This window comes from Phyllobacterium sp. CCNWLW109 (genome assembly GCF_037203905.1).
Lineage (GTDB): Bacteria > Pseudomonadota > Alphaproteobacteria > Rhizobiales > Rhizobiaceae > Phyllobacterium > Phyllobacterium ifriqiyense.
Genome location: NZ_JBBCBK010000003.1, coordinates 538,462 through 555,791 on the forward strand (window position 1 = coordinate 538,462; position 17,330 = coordinate 555,791).

Genomic DNA, 17,330 nt, shown 5'->3' on the forward strand with positions numbered 1-17,330 from the left:
TGCACAAAAAAGGCCCGAACATTCGGGCCTTTCTATTATGGTTCACCGCATTAATTAGCAGGGGCTGGTGCAGGCGCCGGGGCTGGTGCGGGCTCGGCGGGAGCTGGCGCAGGTTCGGCAGGAGCGGGTGCAGTTGATGCCGGAGGTTCAGCCGGCGCCGGTGCTGGCGGCGTTGTGGTATCGGTGGCTGGCGCTGTCGGCGCCGGAGCGTTCATTTCGGTATTCCCGTTCAGGAAGTAATAACCGCCGATAACGATTGCAGCGATAATGATGGCAGCAACCAGATAGGTTCCGCCACTACCGGACTTATTGTTGATAACTGTAGAAGGCCGATCTGTTTTGGCCGGGTCCAACGGATCATTTGCCGGTCGTTGCACATTTGGATCGTAGGTCATGTTCTATCCTCCATGGCATTCAAGCGATGCCGATGAATGGATAACGGATGGCATGCTGTAAAGTTCCAGAACCCTTTATGCCTGTTCCGCGCTCTACTGCGCTGTCACTGTATAGTTTTGCTCTTTGAGAAGAGATACCAAGCCTTGTTCGCCGGGAAGATGCAAAGCACCGACAGCTATAAATGCGTTTCCTTTGGCAATTATTGGCTCTGCACGCTCCGCCATGGTTCGATTGCGTGCGCTGACCATTTTTTCTTCAAATTCCGCATAATTTTGGCCGCTGGCTGTGCCGTCGGGCGACACTGATCGCATGAGCGGAAATATCATGCCAATATCACCCTGCACATAAAGAACGGTCATTGTCTCGAATATGTCTTTCATCTTGGGACCGAGCGCCAGCATTTCGACCAAGCCATCAATATGAAATTTTGCAGGCAGCGAGGCCATGGCCCCCAACTGGTCGCGGATCGTTTCCAGTCCGGCAATCTGCTTGCCTTTCTCCTTGGCTTCCTGTGCCAGCTTGATATCGAGAAACGCGGCACCCTGCTTTTTCCGGGCCATTTCACAGGCGGGTAGGGCAAGCATGCTTGTGAGCATCCAGGGTTGCATCTTGTTTACAGAGCTCAACGGAATTCCCCGTTCTGAAAGGGCGGCTTTGACACCATCCAGCTTGTCTGCGGGGATGACCTTTTCCAAGGTCGTTCCATCTGTGAACATCATCAGTTCCGGCGACTCGGCCATTACCTTCATTATGCCTTTGGGATCCAGAATTTCATCTGTTTCGATCACAATCGGATCGGCGGCACTATAAGCCGCTTGAGCCGCATCGGAGAGCTTCAGAACACGCGGATCAGTCAGATGCATTGTGCCGTAAAGCCAGGAAGGTTTGATGCCGGGCTTTTCGATTTTCCAGAGGAGCCCATGGCCATTGGGTGTGGTGGCGGCCTCTTTGCGCAATGTTTCAAGTTTTGCAGGGTCCGATTTGGCCATTTCCTCTATCAGATTACTGCCCGCGCACGTTTCGTCCGCGCGGGCATAGCCAGCGCTGAAAACCACGGCGAAAAATGATGCCAGCAGAAGCCAGCTCAATCCCGCGCAAAGCCGCAACAAAGCATCGGCATAACGGTCAAATGGAGACGAAATATTATTGTCCATCAATAGTCTCAACTGCTTCAATCACGCGCGGGGATGCGCTTTGTCGTAAATTTCCATCAGGCGATCCGTATCGACGCCCGTATAGACCTGTGTCGTTGAAAGGCTGGCATGACCGAGTAGTTCCTGAATGGTCCGCAGATCACCGCCACGACCCAGCAAATGCGTCGCAAAGGAATGGCGTAGCGCATGTGGCGTTGCAGTATCAGGCAGGCCCAGCGCTCCACGCATTTTCTGCATATCGCGCTGGATTATGGCCGAATGCAGATCACCGCCGCGCGCACCGCGAAACAGCGGCTTGCCTTCCTCCAAATCATAGGGGCAAAGCTTGCGATATTCCGCAATCGCCCGGTGTACAATCGGAAGCAGGGGAACCATGCGTGTCTTGCCGCCCTTTCCGGTAATGGGAATTGAGCGGGCATCGGGATCGGTCAATGCTCCACCATCCAATCCGAGCGCTTCGGAAATGCGCAGGCCACAGCCATAGAGCAGTGTCAGCACGGCGGCATTGCGGGCTGCGATCCATGGCTCTTCATTGAGCTGCCCGCCAATCTCGACAACGCGCCGTGCGTCGATTGTTGTTAGCGGCTTTGGCAGTGATTTGGGCTGTTTTGGCGCACGCATGGCGATGGAGGCCGCTGCATTGGCCATCCCCTGCTTTTCCAGATAGCGCAGGAAGGAGCGGATACCGGCAAGCCCGCGTCCGAGCGTGCGTGCGCCCGCACCATCATTGCGTCGCCGCGCCAGAAATGAGCGAAGATCGGCAATCCGTAATGTCGCCACGTCTTTCAGCGCCGGAGGTTCACCCAGATGGCCGGTGAGGAACTGAAAGAACTGCCGCGTGTCACGCTCATAGGCTTCAAGCGTATTGGTGGCGAGGCGGCGCGTGTTCTTGAGCGACTTCAGCCAGTTTTCGCGCGCATCGATCAGATCGGGGCGCGCGGAAATAAGAAACTGTTCGGTTTTCGGTTGGACACCCACGGCATCGCTCCTCGGCTTTGTTATGCGGACAATGGCATAGGAACCCTTACGAGAACGTTTCGCCTTGGTTTTATCCGGCGTTTGCTCTAATTCGGGCAGAACAGATTTTAAATGGATAGACCAATGGCAAAGTTGAATGATCCGGTTCAGTTGGCGGTGATCGGTGCGGCACATGGAACGCGCGGCGAACTCAGGGTAAAAACATTTACCGGCGACCCCATGGCGCTTGCCGATTATGGGCCGCTTTATGATGTGACCGGCAGGGCTTTCGAAGTGCTGGATATCCGTCCGTCCAAGACTGTCGTTGTCGTGCGTTTTCGCGGCGTCAATGACCGTAATATGGCCGAGGCACTGAATGGAACAACGCTGTTTATTGAGCGTTCGCAACTGCCGCAGGATCTGGACGAAGACGAATATTACCACTCGGATCTGATCGGGCTGGAAGCAATCGACGCAGATGGCAACAGGCATGGCAAGGTGTCGGCCATGTTTGATTTTGGTGGTGGCGATCTGCTGGAGCTTTCGATTCCGGGCAAACGTCCCATGCTGATCCCTTTCACATTGGCTGCTGTGCCGCAGGTTGACCTCAAGGCCGGACATATCGTTGTCGATCCTGCCGCCGCTGGTCTTCTTCCCGATGAAAATGAGGATGAGGAGCGCCGCCGTCAGCTTGGCGGTGAAGGCAAAGACAAGTCCTGATGGCCGGCTTTCGCGCAACTGTCCTGACGCTTTACCCTGAAATGTTCCCGGGACCACTTGGCATTTCGCTGGCAGGCAAAGCCTTGGCCGAGGGGGCATGGTCGCTCGAGACCGTACAAATACGCGATTATGCGACAGACAAACACCGCATGGTCGATGATACGCCTGCGGGCGGCGGTGCGGGCATGGTGATGAAACCCGATGTACTGGGGCGTGCGGTTGATCAGGTGGCGGACGAGCGTCCGAAACTGTTCATGAGTCCGCGCGGCAAACCTTTGACACAGGCGCGTGTGCGTGAACTTGCGGCAGGGCCGGGGGCGATCCTGCTCTGCGGACGTTTTGAGGGCGTGGATGAGCGCCTCATCGAAGGCCGGAATTTCGAAGAAGTCTCCATCGGCGATTATATTCTGTCTGGCGGCGAAACAGCGGCCATCGTGGTGCTTGATGCGATTGTGCGGCTTCTGCCCGGTGTCATGGGCAATGCGCTTTCCGGCGAAACTGAAAGTTTTGAAACGGGGCTACTTGAGCATCCGCACTACACCAAACCGCAGGAATGGGAGGGACGCCGTATTCCGGATGTGCTTCTTTCCGGCAATCATGGCGCTATCGATAAATGGCGGCGGGCCGCAGCTGAAAGACTGACGCGCGAGCGGCGGCCGGATCTTTGGGATAAAAAGAATCGGTAAAACAGGTGACAAAGCGGCTTTTATGGTGTAATTGCCCGCCAACTCGGAAAATCCGAAGTCTGTTAATCAATGGATGGTGAATTCGCCCCTGTCTCTCGCGAGACATAGAAACGCGGCCAAGATGCTGCTTTCAAGTGTGGACGCTCTGACTGTTTGAACAATAAAAGGATAAGACAATGGCCGTCGATATTATTCGTCAGCTCGATCTCGAACAGAGAGCAAAAATCGAAGCCAAGCGCGTGCTTCCAGATTTCAAGCCAGGCGACACAGTTCGTGTCAATGTTCGTGTTACCGAAGGTACACGTACCCGCGTGCAGGCCTATGAAGGCGTTTGCATTGCCCGTAATGGCGCCGGCATCAATGAGAACTTCACAGTTCGCAAGATTTCCTATGGCGAAGGCGTAGAACGCGTATTCCCGATCATTTCACCGCTGGTCGAAGGTGTTGATATTGTTCGTCGCGGTAAGGTACGTCGTGCGAAGCTTTACTATCTGCGTGGTCTTACAGGTAAGGCTGCTCGTATCGTCGAGAAAAAAGACAACCGCAAGAACAAGACTTCAGTTCCTGCAACAGGCACTGCCGAAACAGTGACTGAAGCAACTGTTGCAAAGGCACCTGCTGCTGAATAAGCGCTATGCATGAATTTTGAAAAAGGCGGTCCTTGGACCGCCTTTTTGTTTTTGAGCGTTTTTTCCTCGTGACTGCCGTTAGAAGAAACAGACATGCTTGCGGGGATTGACGCGCCGGTGACAAGGTGAAATCAGTTTGCCAACTATTTCACGACAAGGGGGACTCCGATGAACTTGCGTTCCATTTTTTCGGCCGTTTTTCTGGCAGCGATAACGCTGGCCATGCTTCCCATTTCCGCTTTCTCCGCTGATCTGCCTGATCTGGGCGGCAAAGAGGTGACTGTAGTTACGGAGAATGCCTATCCGCCGTTACAATTCGTCGATCCCAAGACCGGTAAGCCGGTGGGCTGGGAATATGATGCGATGAACGAAATCGCCAAGCGCCTCAACTTCAAGATCGAGTATCTCAATACAAGCTGGGATGCGATGATCCAGGCGGTGTCTGATAATCAATACCAGATCGGTATGACCGGCATAACTATCAATGACGAGCGCAAGCAGAAGGTGGATTTTTCCGAGCCCTATATGCGCTCTGAGCAGTTCATGCTGGTTCGCAGCGATGAGAAACGCTTCACGGACGCCAAGAGCTTTTCGGAGTCCAAGGATACGCTGGTCGGGGCACAGCCGGGAACGAGTAATTTCTATGTTGCCGTCTACAATGTCCTCGATGGCAATGAGCAGAATCCGCGTATCAAGTTGTTTGAAACATTCGGCGCAACCATTCAAGCGCTGAAAACCGGCGATGTTGATCTGGTCCTGACTGACAGCACCGCGGGCAAGGGCTATGTGGATGCATCCGGCGGTGCATTGAAGCTGATTGGCGGGCCGCTCGGTGCGGAAGATTTCGGCTTTATCTTTCCAAAAGGCTCCGATCTTGTAGCTCCGGTTAATGCGGCCATTGCTGCATTGAAAGCGGATGGCACATTCGACGCGCTGAACAAGAAGTGGTTTCTCGACTACAAGCTTGGTCAATAGGTGAGTATGCGTTCTTGAAGCCCGAAGCCGCATCACGCCCGGCGGAAAAGGCGGATTTTCCGTGGTGGCTCATTGTCGCCGCGGGGATCGCTATCGCCTTGGGCCTCGCTATTCTCATCAATCCGCTTTACGGGCAGGTTTTTTCAACCGTTGCGCAAGGCATCTGGATAACCGTCTGGGTGTCTATCGTTGCGTTCTTTCTTGCATCGGTGTTGGGGCTCGTTTTGGCCATTATGAGCCGGTCGGAATATATCGCCGTCCGGCAGATCGCGCGGTTTTATGTTGAGATCATGCGCGGTGTTCCACTGCTGGTGCTGTTGTTCTATATCGCTTTTGTCGGCGCCCCGGCCCTGGTCTATGCATGGAATTTCATAACGCAACCATTGCAAAATGCTGGCTACACTGAGCCGCTGCTGGTGCGGGATTTCTCCCTGCTCTGGCGTGCGATCATTGCGCTCGTTCTTGCCTATTCAGCCTTTCTTGCCGAGATTTTCCGCGCCGGCATTCAAGCCGTCGATGCAGGCCAGATCGAAGCAGCCAAGGCGCTCGGGCTTCGGCGCTTTCCGCGTTTCCGGCTGATTGTGATGCCGCAGGCTATCCGCACTATTTTGCCACCTTACGGCAATGATTTCATCGCCATGGTGAAGGATTCATCGCTGGTATCGGTCCTCGGGGTTGTCGATATTACTCAGATGGGCAAGGTCTATGCCTCAGGGTCATTCCGCTTTTTTGAAACCTATTCTGTGGTCGCCTATATATATCTCATCTTGACCATCAGCCTTTCTTTGCTGTTGCGATGGGTTGAACGGCGTCTTGCGCAACGCAACCGGTGATTTCACCTGACAGGTAGCGGCGCATTGTCACTTTTCATGCTTGTTTCTTGACGTTGAGAGGCCTCAAGTGCATATGTCCACGAAATAATCGAAAAGACCCCACTGCCAGGATATCGCGATGATTGCGCCACGCACACTTTATGACAAGATCTGGGATGACCATTTGGTTGACAGTCAGGATGACGGCACGTGCCTTCTCTATATTGATCGCCACCTTGTGCATGAAGTTACCAGTCCGCAGGCCTTTGAAGGTTTGCGCTTGACCGGCCGCAAGGTTCGCCATCCGGAAAAGACGCTTGCCGTGGTCGATCATAATGTTCCGACCTCACCGGATCGCATCAACGGCATCAAGAATGAAGAAAGCCGCATTCAGGTTGAAGCATTGGCGAAGAATGCTGCGGATTTCGGCGTCGAATATTATTCGGAAAAAGACATTCGTCAGGGCATCGTTCATATTATCGGGCCGGAACAGGGTTTCACCCTGCCTGGTATGACCATCGTCTGTGGCGATAGCCACACTTCGACCCATGGCGCGTTTGGCGCATTGGCCCATGGTATCGGCACGTCGGAAGTCGAGCACGTGCTCGCCACACAAACGCTGATTCAGTCAAAAGCCAAGAACATGCTGGTGCGTGTTGATGGCGTCCTTCCGGAGGGTGTGACAGCCAAGGATATTATTCTAGCCATCATCGGCGAAATCGGCACTGCCGGCGGTACGGGCTATGTCATCGAATATGCTGGCGAAGCCATTCGCGCATTGTCGATGGAAGGTCGTATGACCATCTGCAACATGTCGATTGAGGGTGGCGCACGCGCTGGCCTGATTGCGCCTGACGAGACGACATTCGCCTATGTGAAAGACAAGCCGCGCGCCCCCAAAGGCGAGCAGTTTGATCGTGCTGTGGAATATTGGAAGACTTTGCAGAGCGATGAGGGCGCGCATTTCGACAAGGTTGTTGTTCTGAATGCTGCTGATTTGCCGCCCATCGTTTCCTGGGGCTCATCACCGGAAGACGTCATCTCCGTCATGGGTGCTGTTCCAAACCCAGACGATATTGCGGATGAAACCAAGCGCTCCTCAAAATGGCGCGCTCTGGATTATATGGGCCTGAAGCCAGGTACTCCGATCACTGATATCAAGCTTGATCGCGTGTTCATCGGTTCATGCACCAATGGTCGTATCGAAGACCTTCGCGCTGTCGCCAAGGTTGTCGAAGGCCGCAAGGTCAGCCCAACTGTGGATGCGATGATTGTGCCAGGTTCCGGTCTGGTCAAGGAAATGGCGGAAGCCGAAGGCCTCGACAAGATTTTCAAGGAAGCTGGATTTGACTGGCGCGAGCCCGGCTGCTCCATGTGCCTTGCGATGAATGATGATCGCCTTAAGCCGGGCGAGCGTTGCGCATCGACATCAAACCGCAATTTTGAGGGCCGTCAGGGCTTTAAGGGCCGCACACATCTCGTGTCGCCTGCAATGGCCGCCGCCGCTGCAATTGCCGGACATTTTGTCGATATTCGTGAGTGGAAGTAAGTCAAGGTTCTTTCTATCTCCCCCCTTGTGGGGGAGAATGTGATTTCAGCAGCTTAGCTTGCTAAGTGCTAGAAATCACAAGAGAGGGGGTAGTGAGTTACAATCCAGACCATTCCCCTCCCTTGGATTTTCTAAGAATTTAGCGAAGGGGCTAAATTCGAGAAAATCCTTTCTCTCCCACATTGGGGAGAGATAATCGGCATTGGCCGCCGGTTCTATATCCTACCGTCCCCGATAGCTCGGTACGCCTTGGTCCGGCAGCCATAGACCTTCCGGCATTGGCCCTGTTTGCCAAAAGACATCAATGGGAATGCCGCCGCGCGGATACCAGTAACCGCCAATGCGCAGCCACAGAGGCTTAACCGTCTCAACAATGCGCTTGCCAATGCTTACCGTGCAATCCTCGTGAAACGCGCCATGATTGCGGAAACTGCCCAAAAACAGTTTCAGCGATTTGGACTCAAGCAATGTTTCGCCCGGCGCATAATCGATGACGAGATGACCGAAATCCGGCTGTCCCGTCACGGGGCAGAGCGAGGTGAATTCCGGGCAGGCAAAACGTGTGAGGAATAATGTTCCGGCCTGCGGGTTGGGAACTGCTTCCAGAATTGCCTCATCGGGATGCTGCGGCAGCTTCACATCCTTGCCCAACATGGTTGAGCTTTCTGCATAATGGCTCATGCTGCGACCCTCCGCGTTTCATACTCACCCTGATATTCGCAGCCTTCGCCGCAAGTATCGCGATAGACACCGATCTGCGCAAGGCTCGGCAACTCAGGATAGAAATGCCGCCACAGCCACATGGCGATGTTTTCCAGAGTTGGGGTTTCGAGCCCTTCGATCTCGTTCAGATAGCGATGGTCCAGCTTTTCCCGGGCAGTGCCGAAAGCGGTCTCGACCTGTCCAAGGTCGGCGATAAGACCGGTCCTTTTGTCAGGTTTTCCCTCAAGCGTCACACGCACGCGGAAACTATGTCCATGCAGTCGCGTATTGACGTGCCCGTCAGGAAAAACATGCGGCAAATGATGTGCCGCCTCAAACGTAAATTCGTTGAAGATTCTCATAAGTGCTCCATTAGCCTTGGCGCAATACAGGCGCCCGCAAAGTCAAACACGGCACCGAAAGGGTTTGCCCTATGGAAGACCGTTCATCTTATGTGTCTGCGTGCTCAGCCGCCAAAGCGGATGAGCGAGGCAATAGGCCGCTGCAGATGCCACATGCGCGGCGGTTTGCGCTGGATCACCGATGACGTCAAGAGGTTGAAGGTAGAAATGCTCAAAGGAAAGCTGCTCGAAGCGTGAAGGATGCGCCTCGCTTTCCTTTTGCGGGAAGACCAGTTTCAGCTCGTTGCCGCTGGTTTGGACGAGCGGCGCTGCCGCTTTTGGCGAGACGCAAATCCAGTCAATGCCCTCTGGTGCCGCCAGCGTGCCATTGGTCTCGATCCCGACCTCAAAGCTCCGTGCATGAAATGCGTCGATGAGGGAGCTATCAAGTTGCAGCAGAGGCTCACCGCCTGTGCATATGACATAGGGTTTGCCACCGCCACCTTGCGGCCACTGGGCGGCAACAGCATCGGCAAGCGCGTCGGCAGTTTTGAATTTGCCGCCGCCCGGTCCATCAATGCCGATAAAATCCGTATCGCAAAACTGGCAGATCGCCTTTTTGCGATCCCGCTCGAGACCAGACCATAGATTGCATCCGGCAAAGCGCATGAATACCGCTGCGCGGCCCGTATGATTGCCTTCGCCTTGCAAAGTCAGGTAGATTTCCTTGACAGCGTAGGTCACGCGGCCTCCGCCTTGAACTTTTGCCAGCCGCTTGATCGCAGCTCGCAGGCGGGACATGTGCCGCAACCATAGCCCCAGTCATGGCGCTTGCTTCTATCGCCGAGATAGCAGGTATGGCTCTTCTCCACGATCAGATCGAGCAGCGATCGGCCGCCAAGTTCTTGGGCCAGTGCAAATGTCTGCGCCTTGTCCAGCCACATGAGGGGTGTTTCGATGGTGATACGGCGATCCAGCCCCAGCGAAAGAGCCACTTGCTGGGCTTTCAGCGTGTCGTCGCGGCAATCAGGGTAGCCGGAATAATCGGTTTCGCACATGCCTCCGACGATCACCCGCAATCCGCGGCGATAGGCCAATGCCGCCGCCAGTGTAAAGAAAAGCAGATTGCGTCCCGGAACGAATGTATTGGGCAGGCCATTTTCTGCCATTTCAATGGCAATGCTCTCAGTCATGGCCGAGCCGCCCAGCTGACCGATAATGCCGGCGTCGAGCATATGGTCCTCGCCAAGCCGCAACGTCCATTCGGGAAATTGTTTGGTCAGCGCCGCACGGAATCCTTTGCGGACCTCAAGTTCAATTTTGTGGCGTTGGCCATAGTCGAAGCCGACAGTTTCAACGCGGTCAAACTGCGATAGTGCCCAAGCCAGACAGGTGGCGGAATCCTGTCCGCCGGAAAATAGAACGAGGGCGCCCCCGGAGCGCTGAGTCATATTCAATACCTTTCAAATGTGCGGGTGCCATACAGGCGCTGCGCATTTGAGGCAAATTAAATCTGTCCTTAGATCAGTCGGGGCAGCCGGGATGTTCAAGGATTGCGATCTCGTTCCGGTCCAGTCCGTAACGATAGCTCAGGCCCTGAATGACAATCGGCGCATCGCAACCCGTATTGGGAGCAGGTATGACACCCACGACCAGGGGATCGGCAGCAGGGTAAATAACAGAAGGTCCGCTGGCGCGTTTATAGACAGGTGTTGTGCGCCGCACATCCCGTCCGATCACGTCGGACTTTGCCGCTCTTGACCCGACGAAGATGATCTTTGGACCGCCCGCTTCCTGCATGATGACATTGCCATATTCATCGCCATAGGTATTGCCGTCAGCAAACGCGATACCCGGTAGACCCGACAGGACGGACAAGACCAGAAGTGATGTGCGCAGCATGAAGCAGACCTCAAGACAGGTGGCGGTTACATCAGCTTTAACCATTTGTTAACGATTGTCATCTGCCTGAATGGATTCAAATCGATTTTCATTCCGGCTTAAGGTTGACGCGAACGGCACAATCAACCAATCCTGAAGCACCCCGGCAACGGTAGGCAGTAATAAAGGGACGGAAGCGACAATGACCAAGAAAGCTCCAGACGAACACGCCATTGATATATCCCTGCTGCATTTGAACGATGCGCATGAATTTTCACCACTGCTTGCCAGCTACGCGCAAGCGCTGAAGCGTGGCGCACCGCGCCGCCCGGACGATTACTATGCTGAAAACCTCTTGCGCGACCGTGCCGCGGAGATTGCTGGTGCGCGGCTGGATGGCAAGCTGGTCGGGTTCGTTATTTTCTATGATCTTCCGGAACCGGTTTCAGGCATGCGGGCAGGGCAGGTGGACCATATTTATGTACATCATGATCATCGCGGCAAGGGTATCGCCAAGGCGTTGATCGACGTGCTTGCCGATAAGGCGGAAGAGCGCGGCTGGACCAAGCTGTCCCTCAATGCGCCGCGTGTGCCGGAGGATGGCCGCAAGCTATACGAGCAGGTTGCAGCGCCTGCGGACTGGACGAGCTTCGTCATCCGCTTCGGCAATCAATAGTCGGCAAATAGAGGATGGAGTCGCTCCAACCTGTGAGCGACTCTTATCGTCGCAGATGAACTTGCCCATATTGCGCTGAATTCAACCGCGCTAGGGTAAATCTGGATAGACTCACTCAACTATTTTTAACGGCATTTTGATTGGTAAATCTGACCTTCGGATCGTCAATTTTCCGCGTTTAAACGATTGAATTTTATAGAAAAACCTTATTGACTTGCTATTCGGGCCAATTCGCCGCATGAGGGTTTTGAATGGGGCTTTGACGCAGTGCAAAAACCGCATTAAAACCCTTCTAAATTGGCTTTAACAGCCTTTCGGCCCTGCCCGCCTTTCTGTCATCCCTATGGCGTGGCTTTTCTCATTGGGGACGCTATGAGCAAGACAAATTTGCATGCAAACCGGCCTTTGTCGCCTCACTTGCAAATCTACAAACCAATCCCGACCATGGTCATGTCCATTGTCCACCGTATTACCGGTTGTGCGCTTTATTTCGGTACATTGCTGGTTGCCTGGTGGTTGATCGCAACCGCGACGAGCGAACAGCAGTTCGATATTGTTTCCATGGTCTATGGTTCCTGGATCGGCCTTCTGGTGCTTCTTGGCTACACCTGGGCGCTCATTCATCACATGATTGGCGGCATCCGCCATCTGATCTGGGATACAGGGCGTGGGCTGGAAAAAGACACCACGACGAAAATGGCATGGGCGTCGCTCATTGCATCCGTTCTGCTGACGGCCCTTGTCTGGGTCGCCGTATTCACACTGGGTTGAGGAGCTTTAGCAATGGCTGATATGCGCACGCCGCTTGCCAAAGTTCGCGGATTGGGTTCTGCGAAAGAAGGCACCGAACATTTCTGGCGTCAAAGGCTGACAGCAGTCGCAAACATTCCGCTGATGCTGTTTTTCATCGGCCTGATTGTTTCGCTGCATGGGGCAAGCTTTGAGGAAACCCGCGCGGCACTCTCACATCCGCTGACAGCGCTGGTTCTCATTCTGGTACTTTTGTCCGGCCTTTACCATATGCGCCTTGGAATGCAGGTCGTTATTGAGGACTATGTGCATGCAGAAGGCGCAAAGCTCGCCTGCATCATGCTCAATACCTTCTTCACCATCGCAGTCGGTGTTGTTTCGCTCTTTGCGATCCTCAAGCTGAGTTTCGGAGTTTAAGCTCTATTATGGCAACTACAGAAAACAAAGCCGCAAAGCCCTACACATTCGTTGACCACAAGTTCGATGTGGTCGTCGTCGGTGCTGGCGGCGCCGGTCTTCGTGCTACGCTTGGCATGGCCGAACAGGGCTTGAAAACAGCCTGTATTACCAAGGTATTCCCGACCCGTTCCCATACGGTTGCGGCGCAGGGCGGTATTGCCGCCTCGCTCAGCAATATGGGTGCAGACTCCTGGCAGTGGCATATGTTCGATACCGTCAAGGGTTCCGACTGGCTCGGCGATACCGATGCCATGGAATATCTGGCCCGCGAGGCACCAGCTGCGGTTTATGAGCTTGAGCATTATGGTGTGCCTTTCTCCCGTACCGAAGAAGGCAAGATTTACCAGCGTCCATTTGGCGGCCATATGATGAATTATGGCGACGGTCCGCCCGTGCAGCGTACTTGCGCTGCGGCAGACCGCACCGGCCATGCTATCCTGCACACGCTTTATGGCCAGTCATTGCGCCACAATGCGCAGTTCTTCATCGAATATTTCGCGCTTGATCTCATTCAGGATGAAGACGGCACGATTACTGGCGTTGTTGCTTGGAACCTTGATGACGGCACAATTCACCGCTTTGCCGCCAAGATGGTGGTCATGGCAACAGGCGGTTATGGCCGCTCTTATTTCTCCGCAACCTCGGCGCATACTTGCACCGGTGATGGTGGCGGCATGGTTGCCCGAGCTGGCTTGCCTTTGCAGGACATGGAATTTGTGCAGTTTCACCCGACCGGCATTTATGGCGCCGGCTGCCTGATTACTGAAGGTGCGCGCGGCGAGGGTGGCTATCTGGTCAATTCCGAAGGTGAGCGCTTCATGGAGCGTTATGCCCCTTCCGCAAAGGATCTTGCTTCCCGCGACGTGGTTTCCCGCTGCATGACGTTGGAAATTCGCGAAGGTCGCGGTGTCGGCAAGGACAAGGATCATATTTTCCTGCATCTGGATCATCTTGACCCTGCGGTTCTGCACGAGCGTCTGCCCGGCATTTCCGAATCGGCAAAGATTTTCGCCGGTGTCGACCTGACCCGCGAACCCATTCCGGTTCTGCCGACGGTTCATTACAACATGGGCGGGATTCCCACCAATTATTGGGGAGAGGCGCTCAATCCGACGCCGGAAAATCCGGATCGCATCCAGCCCGGTCTGATGGCTGTGGGCGAGGCCGGTTGCGCTTCGGTTCATGGTGCCAATCGGCTCGGCTCCAATTCGCTGATCGATCTGGTTGTGTTCGGTCGTGCCGCTGCCATTCGCGCCGGTCAGGTGATCGACCGCAATTCAAAAATCCCGGAAATAAACGAGGCCTCGGTCACGAAGATCATGGATCGCTTTGACCGGCTGCGTCATGCCAATGGCGGAACGCCAACGGCTGTGCTGCGCGAGAAGATGCAAAGGACAATGCAGGAAGATGCTGCTGTGTTCCGCACATCGGACTCGCTGAAGTCCGGCGTCATCCGCATGGAGAAAATCTGGAGCGAGTTGCCTGACGTGAAGGTGACCGATAGGTCGATGATCTGGAATTCCGATCTGGTGGAAACGCTGGAGCTGGAAAACCTTATGGCCAATGCTCTGACCACAGTTGTTGCTGCGGAAGCCCGCAAGGAAAGCCGCGGCGCGCATGCGCATGAGGATTTTCCGAACCGCGATGATGTCAACTGGCGCAAGCACAGTCTTGCATGGCTGACGCCTGAGGGCAAAGTTACGCTCGGCTATCGTCCTGTCCACCTTGATCCGCTGGTCAAGGAAGAGGACGGCGGCATCAGCCTCGCCAAGATCGCGCCAAAAGCGCGCGTGTACTAAGGGAATAAGAGCATTATGGTTGAACTTGCACTTCCCAAAAATTCGAAGATGCAGCCCGGCAAGACCTGGGAGCGTCCGGCCGGTGCCAATAATTTGCGCGAATACCGGATTTACCGCTGGTCGCCGGATGATGGTGAAAACCCGCGCATCGATACATATTATGTCGATCTGGATGATTGCGGCCCGATGGTTCTTGATGGGCTGTTATGGATCAAGAACAAGATCGATCCGACGCTAACTTTGCGCCGCTCCTGCCGTGAAGGCATTTGCGGCTCATGTGCCATGAATATTGATGGTACAAACACACTCGCCTGCACCAAGGGTATGGATGAGATCAAAGGCGCAGTGAAGATTTATCCTTTGCCGCACTTGCCGGTGGTCAAGGATCTGGTGCCGGACCTGTCGAATTTCTATGCGCAACACCGCTCGATTGAGCCTTGGCTGAAAACCGTTTCGCCGGAGCCTGCAAAAGAATGGCTGCAAAGCCATGAAGACCGCGCCAAGCTGGACGGTCTTTACGAATGCATCCTTTGCGCATGCTGCTCGACATCCTGCCCAAGCTATTGGTGGAATGGCGACCGCTATCTCGGCCCTGCGGTTCTCCTGCAAGCCTATCGCTGGCTGATTGACAGCCGTGACGAGGCAACAGGCGAACGCCTGGACAATCTGGAAGATCCTTTCCGGCTTTATCGCTGCCACACGATCATGAACTGCGCGCAAACATGCCCGAAGGGTCTGAACCCTGCCAAGGCAATTGCCGAAATCAAGAAGATGATGGTGGAGCGCCGGGTTTGAGTCTACCCTCCGGCTTTTCGCAAGAGGCTGTTGCCGGAATTCGGCAGCGCCTATCTGACATTGAGGCCACCGGCGTAAGTATACCCTTGGCTATCGAGAGCGGAAGCCGGGCTTGGGGTTTTCCCTCACCAGACAGCGATTATGATTGCCGATTCATATATATCCGGTCTGTGCGAGATCATCTGCAACTCGAAATGGCACGGGATGTTATCGAGTTTCCTATCGTTGGTGAGATAGACACAGGCGGATGGGACCTGAAGAAGGCTCTATTACTTGCTTTTGCTGGCAATGCGGTCGTTGCGGAGTGGGCGAAATCACCAATTACTTATCAACAGGATGAGAGATTTCGCAAACGCTTGCTGGCTGTTCTGGACGAAATTATCGAGCCCGAAAAAGTTTCACGCCACTATCTTGGCCTTGCGCGTTCTCATCTGTCTCGCGTGGGTAGTTTGGGATTAGAAGTAAAACTTAAAAAATTATTCTATCTCATACGACCGATTGTTGCTTTGGACTGGATGGCCCAACACGATTTCCAACGTTTGCCGCCAATGAATATAATCGAATGCCTTTCGGATTTGAAAATTGATGAAAAGGCTAAGTTGGATATTCTGGATTTGATTGAGAAAAAGAAGCTGACCCGTGAAATGGGCCTCGGCTCGGTTCCAGCAGCCCTGAAATTATATCTGGAATCGCGATATGGATTCCACGAACTGAATATGCCGCGCCTTGAAGAAAAGGTAACTCGAAAGAACTCGACCAGGTTTGCAGTAGCTCAAGAGTTTTATACGAATGAAGTTGCACTATTCTCAGAATTGACCACAGAGCCCAAGAGAAAGCTCTCGATCTCTCCATCAATTGCCAGATAAAATCTGCTCTATATCCTCGGGCCCTCCCGAGGATATATGGATGCCAAATGTTTCGGTTACGCCAGCTTGGCGTCCAGCGTAACTTCAATTGCACCGAGCGCTTTTGAAAGCGGGCACGTTGCCTTGGCCTGACCGGCAAGCTTTGCAAATGTATCGGCGTCAATGCCGGGAACATCGCCGACAAGCGTCAAGGCGCTTTTGGTGATCTCAAAGCCACCGCCCGCTGCAGGGCTGATGGAAACAACTGCTTTGGCATCGAGGTTGGCGGCCGGTGTGCCGTTCTCAGCCAGAAAATGCGAAAGCTGCATGGCAAAGCAGCCGGCATGGGCAGCAGCAAGCAATTCTTCCGGATTAGTGCCTGATTTGCCGCTTTCATCTTCGAAGCGCGCCTTGAAATTATAGGGAAGAGCTTTCAGGGCACCACTTTGCGTGTCCAGCGTTCCTTTACCGTCTTTCAGCGCGCCCTGCCAAATTGCCGTTGCTTGTCTGTCCATGAGTGTCTCTCCCTCGTTGAGATATGTAATCGGTGTACGTCCGTTAACGTGTAATATCTATCAGTGTTCCGTATCAAATCCATGGCGGCCCTACCTTGGCATAATATACAAACGGATATCCTCCCTGTAGAACGAAAAAATCAAACGGGATCTTGTAAATGCATATTCTTCTGGCTTTGCTTGGAATTGTCGGGGGCGGTCTTTTCTGGTGGTATCGTATGCGCACCTTGGGTGACGCAGCAAGTGATGTCATTGATACTGCCGGAAAGGCGCGTGGCTATCTGCGTCGCAGAAAGATACGCATTCAGCATGAACACTCGCCGTTGACGGCGATTGAGGATCCGGTTCTTGCTGCGGCAACGCTCATCTTCGCCATTGTTTGTGAAGATACTCCGATCACAGAAAAACACTACGAAGCCGTCCGGAATGTGATTATCGATATTTGCGATCCTGCCAAGGCAGATGAGGCCGTGATCTATGCAAAATGGGCTTCAAGCCAGATCGATGATGCGGTCACCGTCATCGAAAAGACCTCGCCACTTTTGCGGCAGAGGTTAAACGATATGGAAAAGCTTGAATTGATTGATATGGTAGGCAAAGCTGCGGCTGCTGTCACCGTTCCTCCCACTTACGGTCAGCGTGTCAAGAAGCTCAAACAAAAGCTTGGCCTTGAGGTCGACTGATCAATC

General features: G+C 54.0%; 22 protein-coding genes. 13 read left to right on the forward strand and 9 right to left on the reverse strand.

Features of this window, described 5'->3' with window-relative positions:
• Positions 1 to 50 precede the first annotated feature (50 nt).
• The 3 genes from V9K92_RS13125 to V9K92_RS13135 form a co-directional block, all read right to left on the reverse strand.
• A complete protein-coding gene (locus V9K92_RS13125; protein WP_115054432.1) occupies positions 51 to 395 on the reverse strand; it encodes a hypothetical protein in 345 nt (114 codons plus the stop codon).
• Between the two features lie 93 nt (positions 396 to 488).
• Positions 489 to 1,550, reverse strand: a complete 1,062-nt coding sequence (locus V9K92_RS13130; RefSeq protein ID WP_337354187.1) for a TraB/GumN family protein — start codon at positions 1,548 to 1,550, stop codon at positions 489 to 491.
• Positions 1,551 to 1,571: 21 nt separating this feature from the next.
• On the reverse strand, positions 1,572 to 2,528 hold the full coding sequence (locus V9K92_RS13135) for a tyrosine-type recombinase/integrase (RefSeq protein ID WP_115054430.1): 957 nt from the start codon (positions 2,526 to 2,528) through the stop codon (positions 1,572 to 1,574).
• Positions 2,529 to 2,651: 123 nt separating this feature from the next.
• Between V9K92_RS13135 and rimM the strand changes: the two genes are divergently transcribed.
• The 6 genes from rimM to leuC all read left to right on the forward strand — a co-directional run bounded on the left by rimM (position 2,652) and on the right by leuC (position 7,878).
• Positions 2,652 to 3,227 carry a ribosome maturation factor RimM gene (gene rimM / locus V9K92_RS13140; protein ID WP_307281301.1) on the forward strand — a complete coding sequence of 192 codons (576 nt, stop codon included), beginning with the start codon at positions 2,652 to 2,654 and terminating at the stop codon, positions 3,225 to 3,227.
• Positions 3,227 to 3,913: a tRNA (guanosine(37)-N1)-methyltransferase TrmD gene (gene trmD, locus V9K92_RS13145; protein ID WP_337354188.1), complete on the forward strand. Its 687-nt coding sequence runs from the start codon at positions 3,227 to 3,229 to the stop codon at positions 3,911 to 3,913. The genes rimM and trmD overlap by 1 nt, the downstream gene beginning before the upstream one ends.
• A 176-nt stretch (positions 3,914 to 4,089) precedes the next feature.
• Positions 4,090 to 4,542, forward strand: a complete 453-nt coding sequence (rplS, locus tag V9K92_RS13150; protein ID WP_115054427.1) for a 50S ribosomal protein L19 — start codon at positions 4,090 to 4,092, stop codon at positions 4,540 to 4,542.
• 222 nt (positions 4,543 to 4,764) lie between these two features.
• Entirely contained in the window at positions 4,765 to 5,517 is a 753-nt protein-coding gene (locus V9K92_RS13155) for a transporter substrate-binding domain-containing protein (protein WP_435530123.1), read from the forward strand.
• Between the two features lie 14 nt (positions 5,518 to 5,531).
• Positions 5,532 to 6,350 carry an amino acid ABC transporter permease gene (locus tag V9K92_RS13160; protein WP_337354190.1) on the forward strand — a complete coding sequence of 273 codons (819 nt, stop codon included), beginning with the start codon at positions 5,532 to 5,534 and terminating at the stop codon, positions 6,348 to 6,350.
• A 118-nt stretch (positions 6,351 to 6,468) separates the two neighbouring features.
• Entirely contained in the window at positions 6,469 to 7,878 is a 1,410-nt protein-coding gene (gene leuC, locus V9K92_RS13165; protein ID WP_115054424.1) for a 3-isopropylmalate dehydratase large subunit, read from the forward strand.
• A gap of 222 nt (positions 7,879 to 8,100) precedes the next feature.
• Here leuC and queF read toward each other — a convergent pair whose 3' ends face one another.
• The 5 genes from queF to V9K92_RS13190 form a co-directional block, all read right to left on the reverse strand.
• Positions 8,101 to 8,532 carry a preQ(1) synthase gene (queF, locus tag V9K92_RS13170; protein WP_370878842.1) on the reverse strand — a complete coding sequence of 144 codons (432 nt, stop codon included), beginning with the start codon at positions 8,530 to 8,532 and terminating at the stop codon, positions 8,101 to 8,103.
• Between the two features lie 23 nt (positions 8,533 to 8,555).
• Positions 8,556 to 8,942: a 6-pyruvoyl trahydropterin synthase family protein gene (locus tag V9K92_RS13175; RefSeq protein WP_115054422.1), complete on the reverse strand. Its 387-nt coding sequence runs from the start codon at positions 8,940 to 8,942 to the stop codon at positions 8,556 to 8,558.
• Positions 8,943 to 9,011: 69 nt separating this feature from the next.
• Positions 9,012 to 9,665 carry a 7-carboxy-7-deazaguanine synthase gene (queE, locus tag V9K92_RS13180; RefSeq protein WP_337354191.1) on the reverse strand — a complete coding sequence of 218 codons (654 nt, stop codon included), beginning with the start codon at positions 9,663 to 9,665 and terminating at the stop codon, positions 9,012 to 9,014.
• Positions 9,662 to 10,372 (reverse strand): 7-cyano-7-deazaguanine synthase QueC, encoded by a 711-nt coding sequence (queC, locus tag V9K92_RS13185; protein ID WP_337354192.1) that lies wholly within the window; start codon positions 10,370 to 10,372, stop codon positions 9,662 to 9,664. Before queC ends, queE begins: the two co-directional genes overlap by 4 nt.
• 73 nt (positions 10,373 to 10,445) lie before the next feature.
• Entirely contained in the window at positions 10,446 to 10,868 is a 423-nt protein-coding gene (locus V9K92_RS13190) for a hypothetical protein (protein WP_115054419.1), read from the reverse strand.
• 136 nt (positions 10,869 to 11,004) lie between these two features.
• Between V9K92_RS13190 and V9K92_RS13195 the strand changes: the two genes are divergently transcribed.
• The 6 genes from V9K92_RS13195 to V9K92_RS13220 all read left to right on the forward strand — a co-directional run bounded on the left by V9K92_RS13195 (position 11,005) and on the right by V9K92_RS13220 (position 16,147).
• Positions 11,005 to 11,478: a GNAT family N-acetyltransferase gene (locus V9K92_RS13195; RefSeq protein WP_115054418.1), complete on the forward strand. Its 474-nt coding sequence runs from the start codon at positions 11,005 to 11,007 to the stop codon at positions 11,476 to 11,478.
• Positions 11,479 to 11,850: 372 nt separating this feature from the next.
• Complete coding sequence (sdhC, locus tag V9K92_RS13200) at positions 11,851 to 12,249, forward strand: succinate dehydrogenase, cytochrome b556 subunit (RefSeq protein ID WP_337354193.1); 399 nt, start codon at positions 11,851 to 11,853, stop codon at positions 12,247 to 12,249.
• 12 nt (positions 12,250 to 12,261) lie between these two features.
• Entirely contained in the window at positions 12,262 to 12,645 is a 384-nt protein-coding gene (sdhD, locus tag V9K92_RS13205) for a succinate dehydrogenase, hydrophobic membrane anchor protein (protein ID WP_115054416.1), read from the forward strand.
• Positions 12,646 to 12,653: 8 nt separating this feature from the next.
• Positions 12,654 to 14,486 (forward strand): succinate dehydrogenase flavoprotein subunit, encoded by a 1,833-nt coding sequence (gene sdhA / locus V9K92_RS13210; RefSeq protein ID WP_115054415.1) that lies wholly within the window; start codon positions 12,654 to 12,656, stop codon positions 14,484 to 14,486.
• Between the two features lie 15 nt (positions 14,487 to 14,501).
• The gene (locus tag V9K92_RS13215) at positions 14,502 to 15,281 is read left to right on the forward strand and encodes a succinate dehydrogenase iron-sulfur subunit (RefSeq protein WP_115054414.1); all 780 of its coding nucleotides are present in this window, start codon (positions 14,502 to 14,504) and stop codon (positions 15,279 to 15,281) included.
• Positions 15,209 to 16,147 carry a nucleotidyltransferase domain-containing protein gene (locus V9K92_RS13220; RefSeq protein ID WP_336440366.1) on the forward strand — a complete coding sequence of 313 codons (939 nt, stop codon included), beginning with the start codon at positions 15,209 to 15,211 and terminating at the stop codon, positions 16,145 to 16,147. Before V9K92_RS13215 ends, V9K92_RS13220 begins: the two co-directional genes overlap by 73 nt.
• 56 nt (positions 16,148 to 16,203) lie before the next feature.
• Here the strand turns inward: V9K92_RS13220 and V9K92_RS13225 are convergent, their stop codons facing one another.
• Positions 16,204 to 16,641: an OsmC family protein gene (locus V9K92_RS13225; protein ID WP_115054413.1), complete on the reverse strand. Its 438-nt coding sequence runs from the start codon at positions 16,639 to 16,641 to the stop codon at positions 16,204 to 16,206.
• 158 nt (positions 16,642 to 16,799) lie between these two features.
• Between V9K92_RS13225 and V9K92_RS13230 the strand changes: the two genes are divergently transcribed.
• The gene (locus tag V9K92_RS13230; protein ID WP_337354194.1) at positions 16,800 to 17,324 is read left to right on the forward strand and encodes a hypothetical protein; all 525 of its coding nucleotides are present in this window, start codon (positions 16,800 to 16,802) and stop codon (positions 17,322 to 17,324) included.
• Positions 17,325 to 17,330: the final 6 nt, after the last annotated feature.

What these genes read in the sequence shown, in the direction of transcription:
- V9K92_RS13230 (WP_337354194.1), top strand. Translation starts at nt 16,800, where the DNA reads ATGCATATTCTTCTGGCTTTGCTTGGAATTGTCGGGGGCGGTCTTTTC.
- V9K92_RS13175 (WP_115054422.1), bottom strand. Translation starts at nt 8,942, where the DNA reads ATGAGAATCTTCAACGAATTTACGTTTGAGGCGGCACATCATTTGCCG.
- V9K92_RS13195 (WP_115054418.1), top strand. Translation starts at nt 11,005, where the DNA reads ATGACCAAGAAAGCTCCAGACGAACACGCCATTGATATATCCCTGCTG.
- V9K92_RS13215 (WP_115054414.1), top strand. Translation starts at nt 14,502, where the DNA reads ATGGTTGAACTTGCACTTCCCAAAAATTCGAAGATGCAGCCCGGCAAG.
- sdhC (WP_337354193.1), top strand. Translation starts at nt 11,851, where the DNA reads ATGAGCAAGACAAATTTGCATGCAAACCGGCCTTTGTCGCCTCACTTG.
- V9K92_RS13190 (WP_115054419.1), bottom strand. Translation starts at nt 10,868, where the DNA reads ATGGTTAAAGCTGATGTAACCGCCACCTGTCTTGAGGTCTGCTTCATG.
- V9K92_RS13130 (WP_337354187.1), bottom strand. Translation starts at nt 1,550, where the DNA reads ATGGACAATAATATTTCGTCTCCATTTGACCGTTATGCCGATGCTTTG.
- queC (WP_337354192.1), bottom strand. Translation starts at nt 10,372, where the DNA reads ATGACTCAGCGCTCCGGGGGCGCCCTCGTTCTATTTTCCGGCGGACAG.
- V9K92_RS13125 (WP_115054432.1), bottom strand. Translation starts at nt 395, where the DNA reads ATGACCTACGATCCAAATGTGCAACGACCGGCAAATGATCCGTTGGAC.
- rplS (WP_115054427.1), top strand. Translation starts at nt 4,090, where the DNA reads ATGGCCGTCGATATTATTCGTCAGCTCGATCTCGAACAGAGAGCAAAA.
- V9K92_RS13155 (WP_435530123.1), top strand. Translation starts at nt 4,765, where the DNA reads ATGCTTCCCATTTCCGCTTTCTCCGCTGATCTGCCTGATCTGGGCGGC.
- trmD (WP_337354188.1), top strand. Translation starts at nt 3,227, where the DNA reads ATGGCCGGCTTTCGCGCAACTGTCCTGACGCTTTACCCTGAAATGTTC.
- queF (WP_370878842.1), bottom strand. Translation starts at nt 8,532, where the DNA reads ATGTTGGGCAAGGATGTGAAGCTGCCGCAGCATCCCGATGAGGCAATT.
- V9K92_RS13225 (WP_115054413.1), bottom strand. Translation starts at nt 16,641, where the DNA reads ATGGACAGACAAGCAACGGCAATTTGGCAGGGCGCGCTGAAAGACGGT.
- sdhA (WP_115054415.1), top strand. Translation starts at nt 12,654, where the DNA reads ATGGCAACTACAGAAAACAAAGCCGCAAAGCCCTACACATTCGTTGAC.
- V9K92_RS13220 (WP_336440366.1), top strand. Translation starts at nt 15,209, where the DNA reads ATGCCCGAAGGGTCTGAACCCTGCCAAGGCAATTGCCGAAATCAAGAA.
- leuC (WP_115054424.1), top strand. Translation starts at nt 6,469, where the DNA reads ATGATTGCGCCACGCACACTTTATGACAAGATCTGGGATGACCATTTG.
- sdhD (WP_115054416.1), top strand. Translation starts at nt 12,262, where the DNA reads ATGGCTGATATGCGCACGCCGCTTGCCAAAGTTCGCGGATTGGGTTCT.
- rimM (WP_307281301.1), top strand. Translation starts at nt 2,652, where the DNA reads ATGGCAAAGTTGAATGATCCGGTTCAGTTGGCGGTGATCGGTGCGGCA.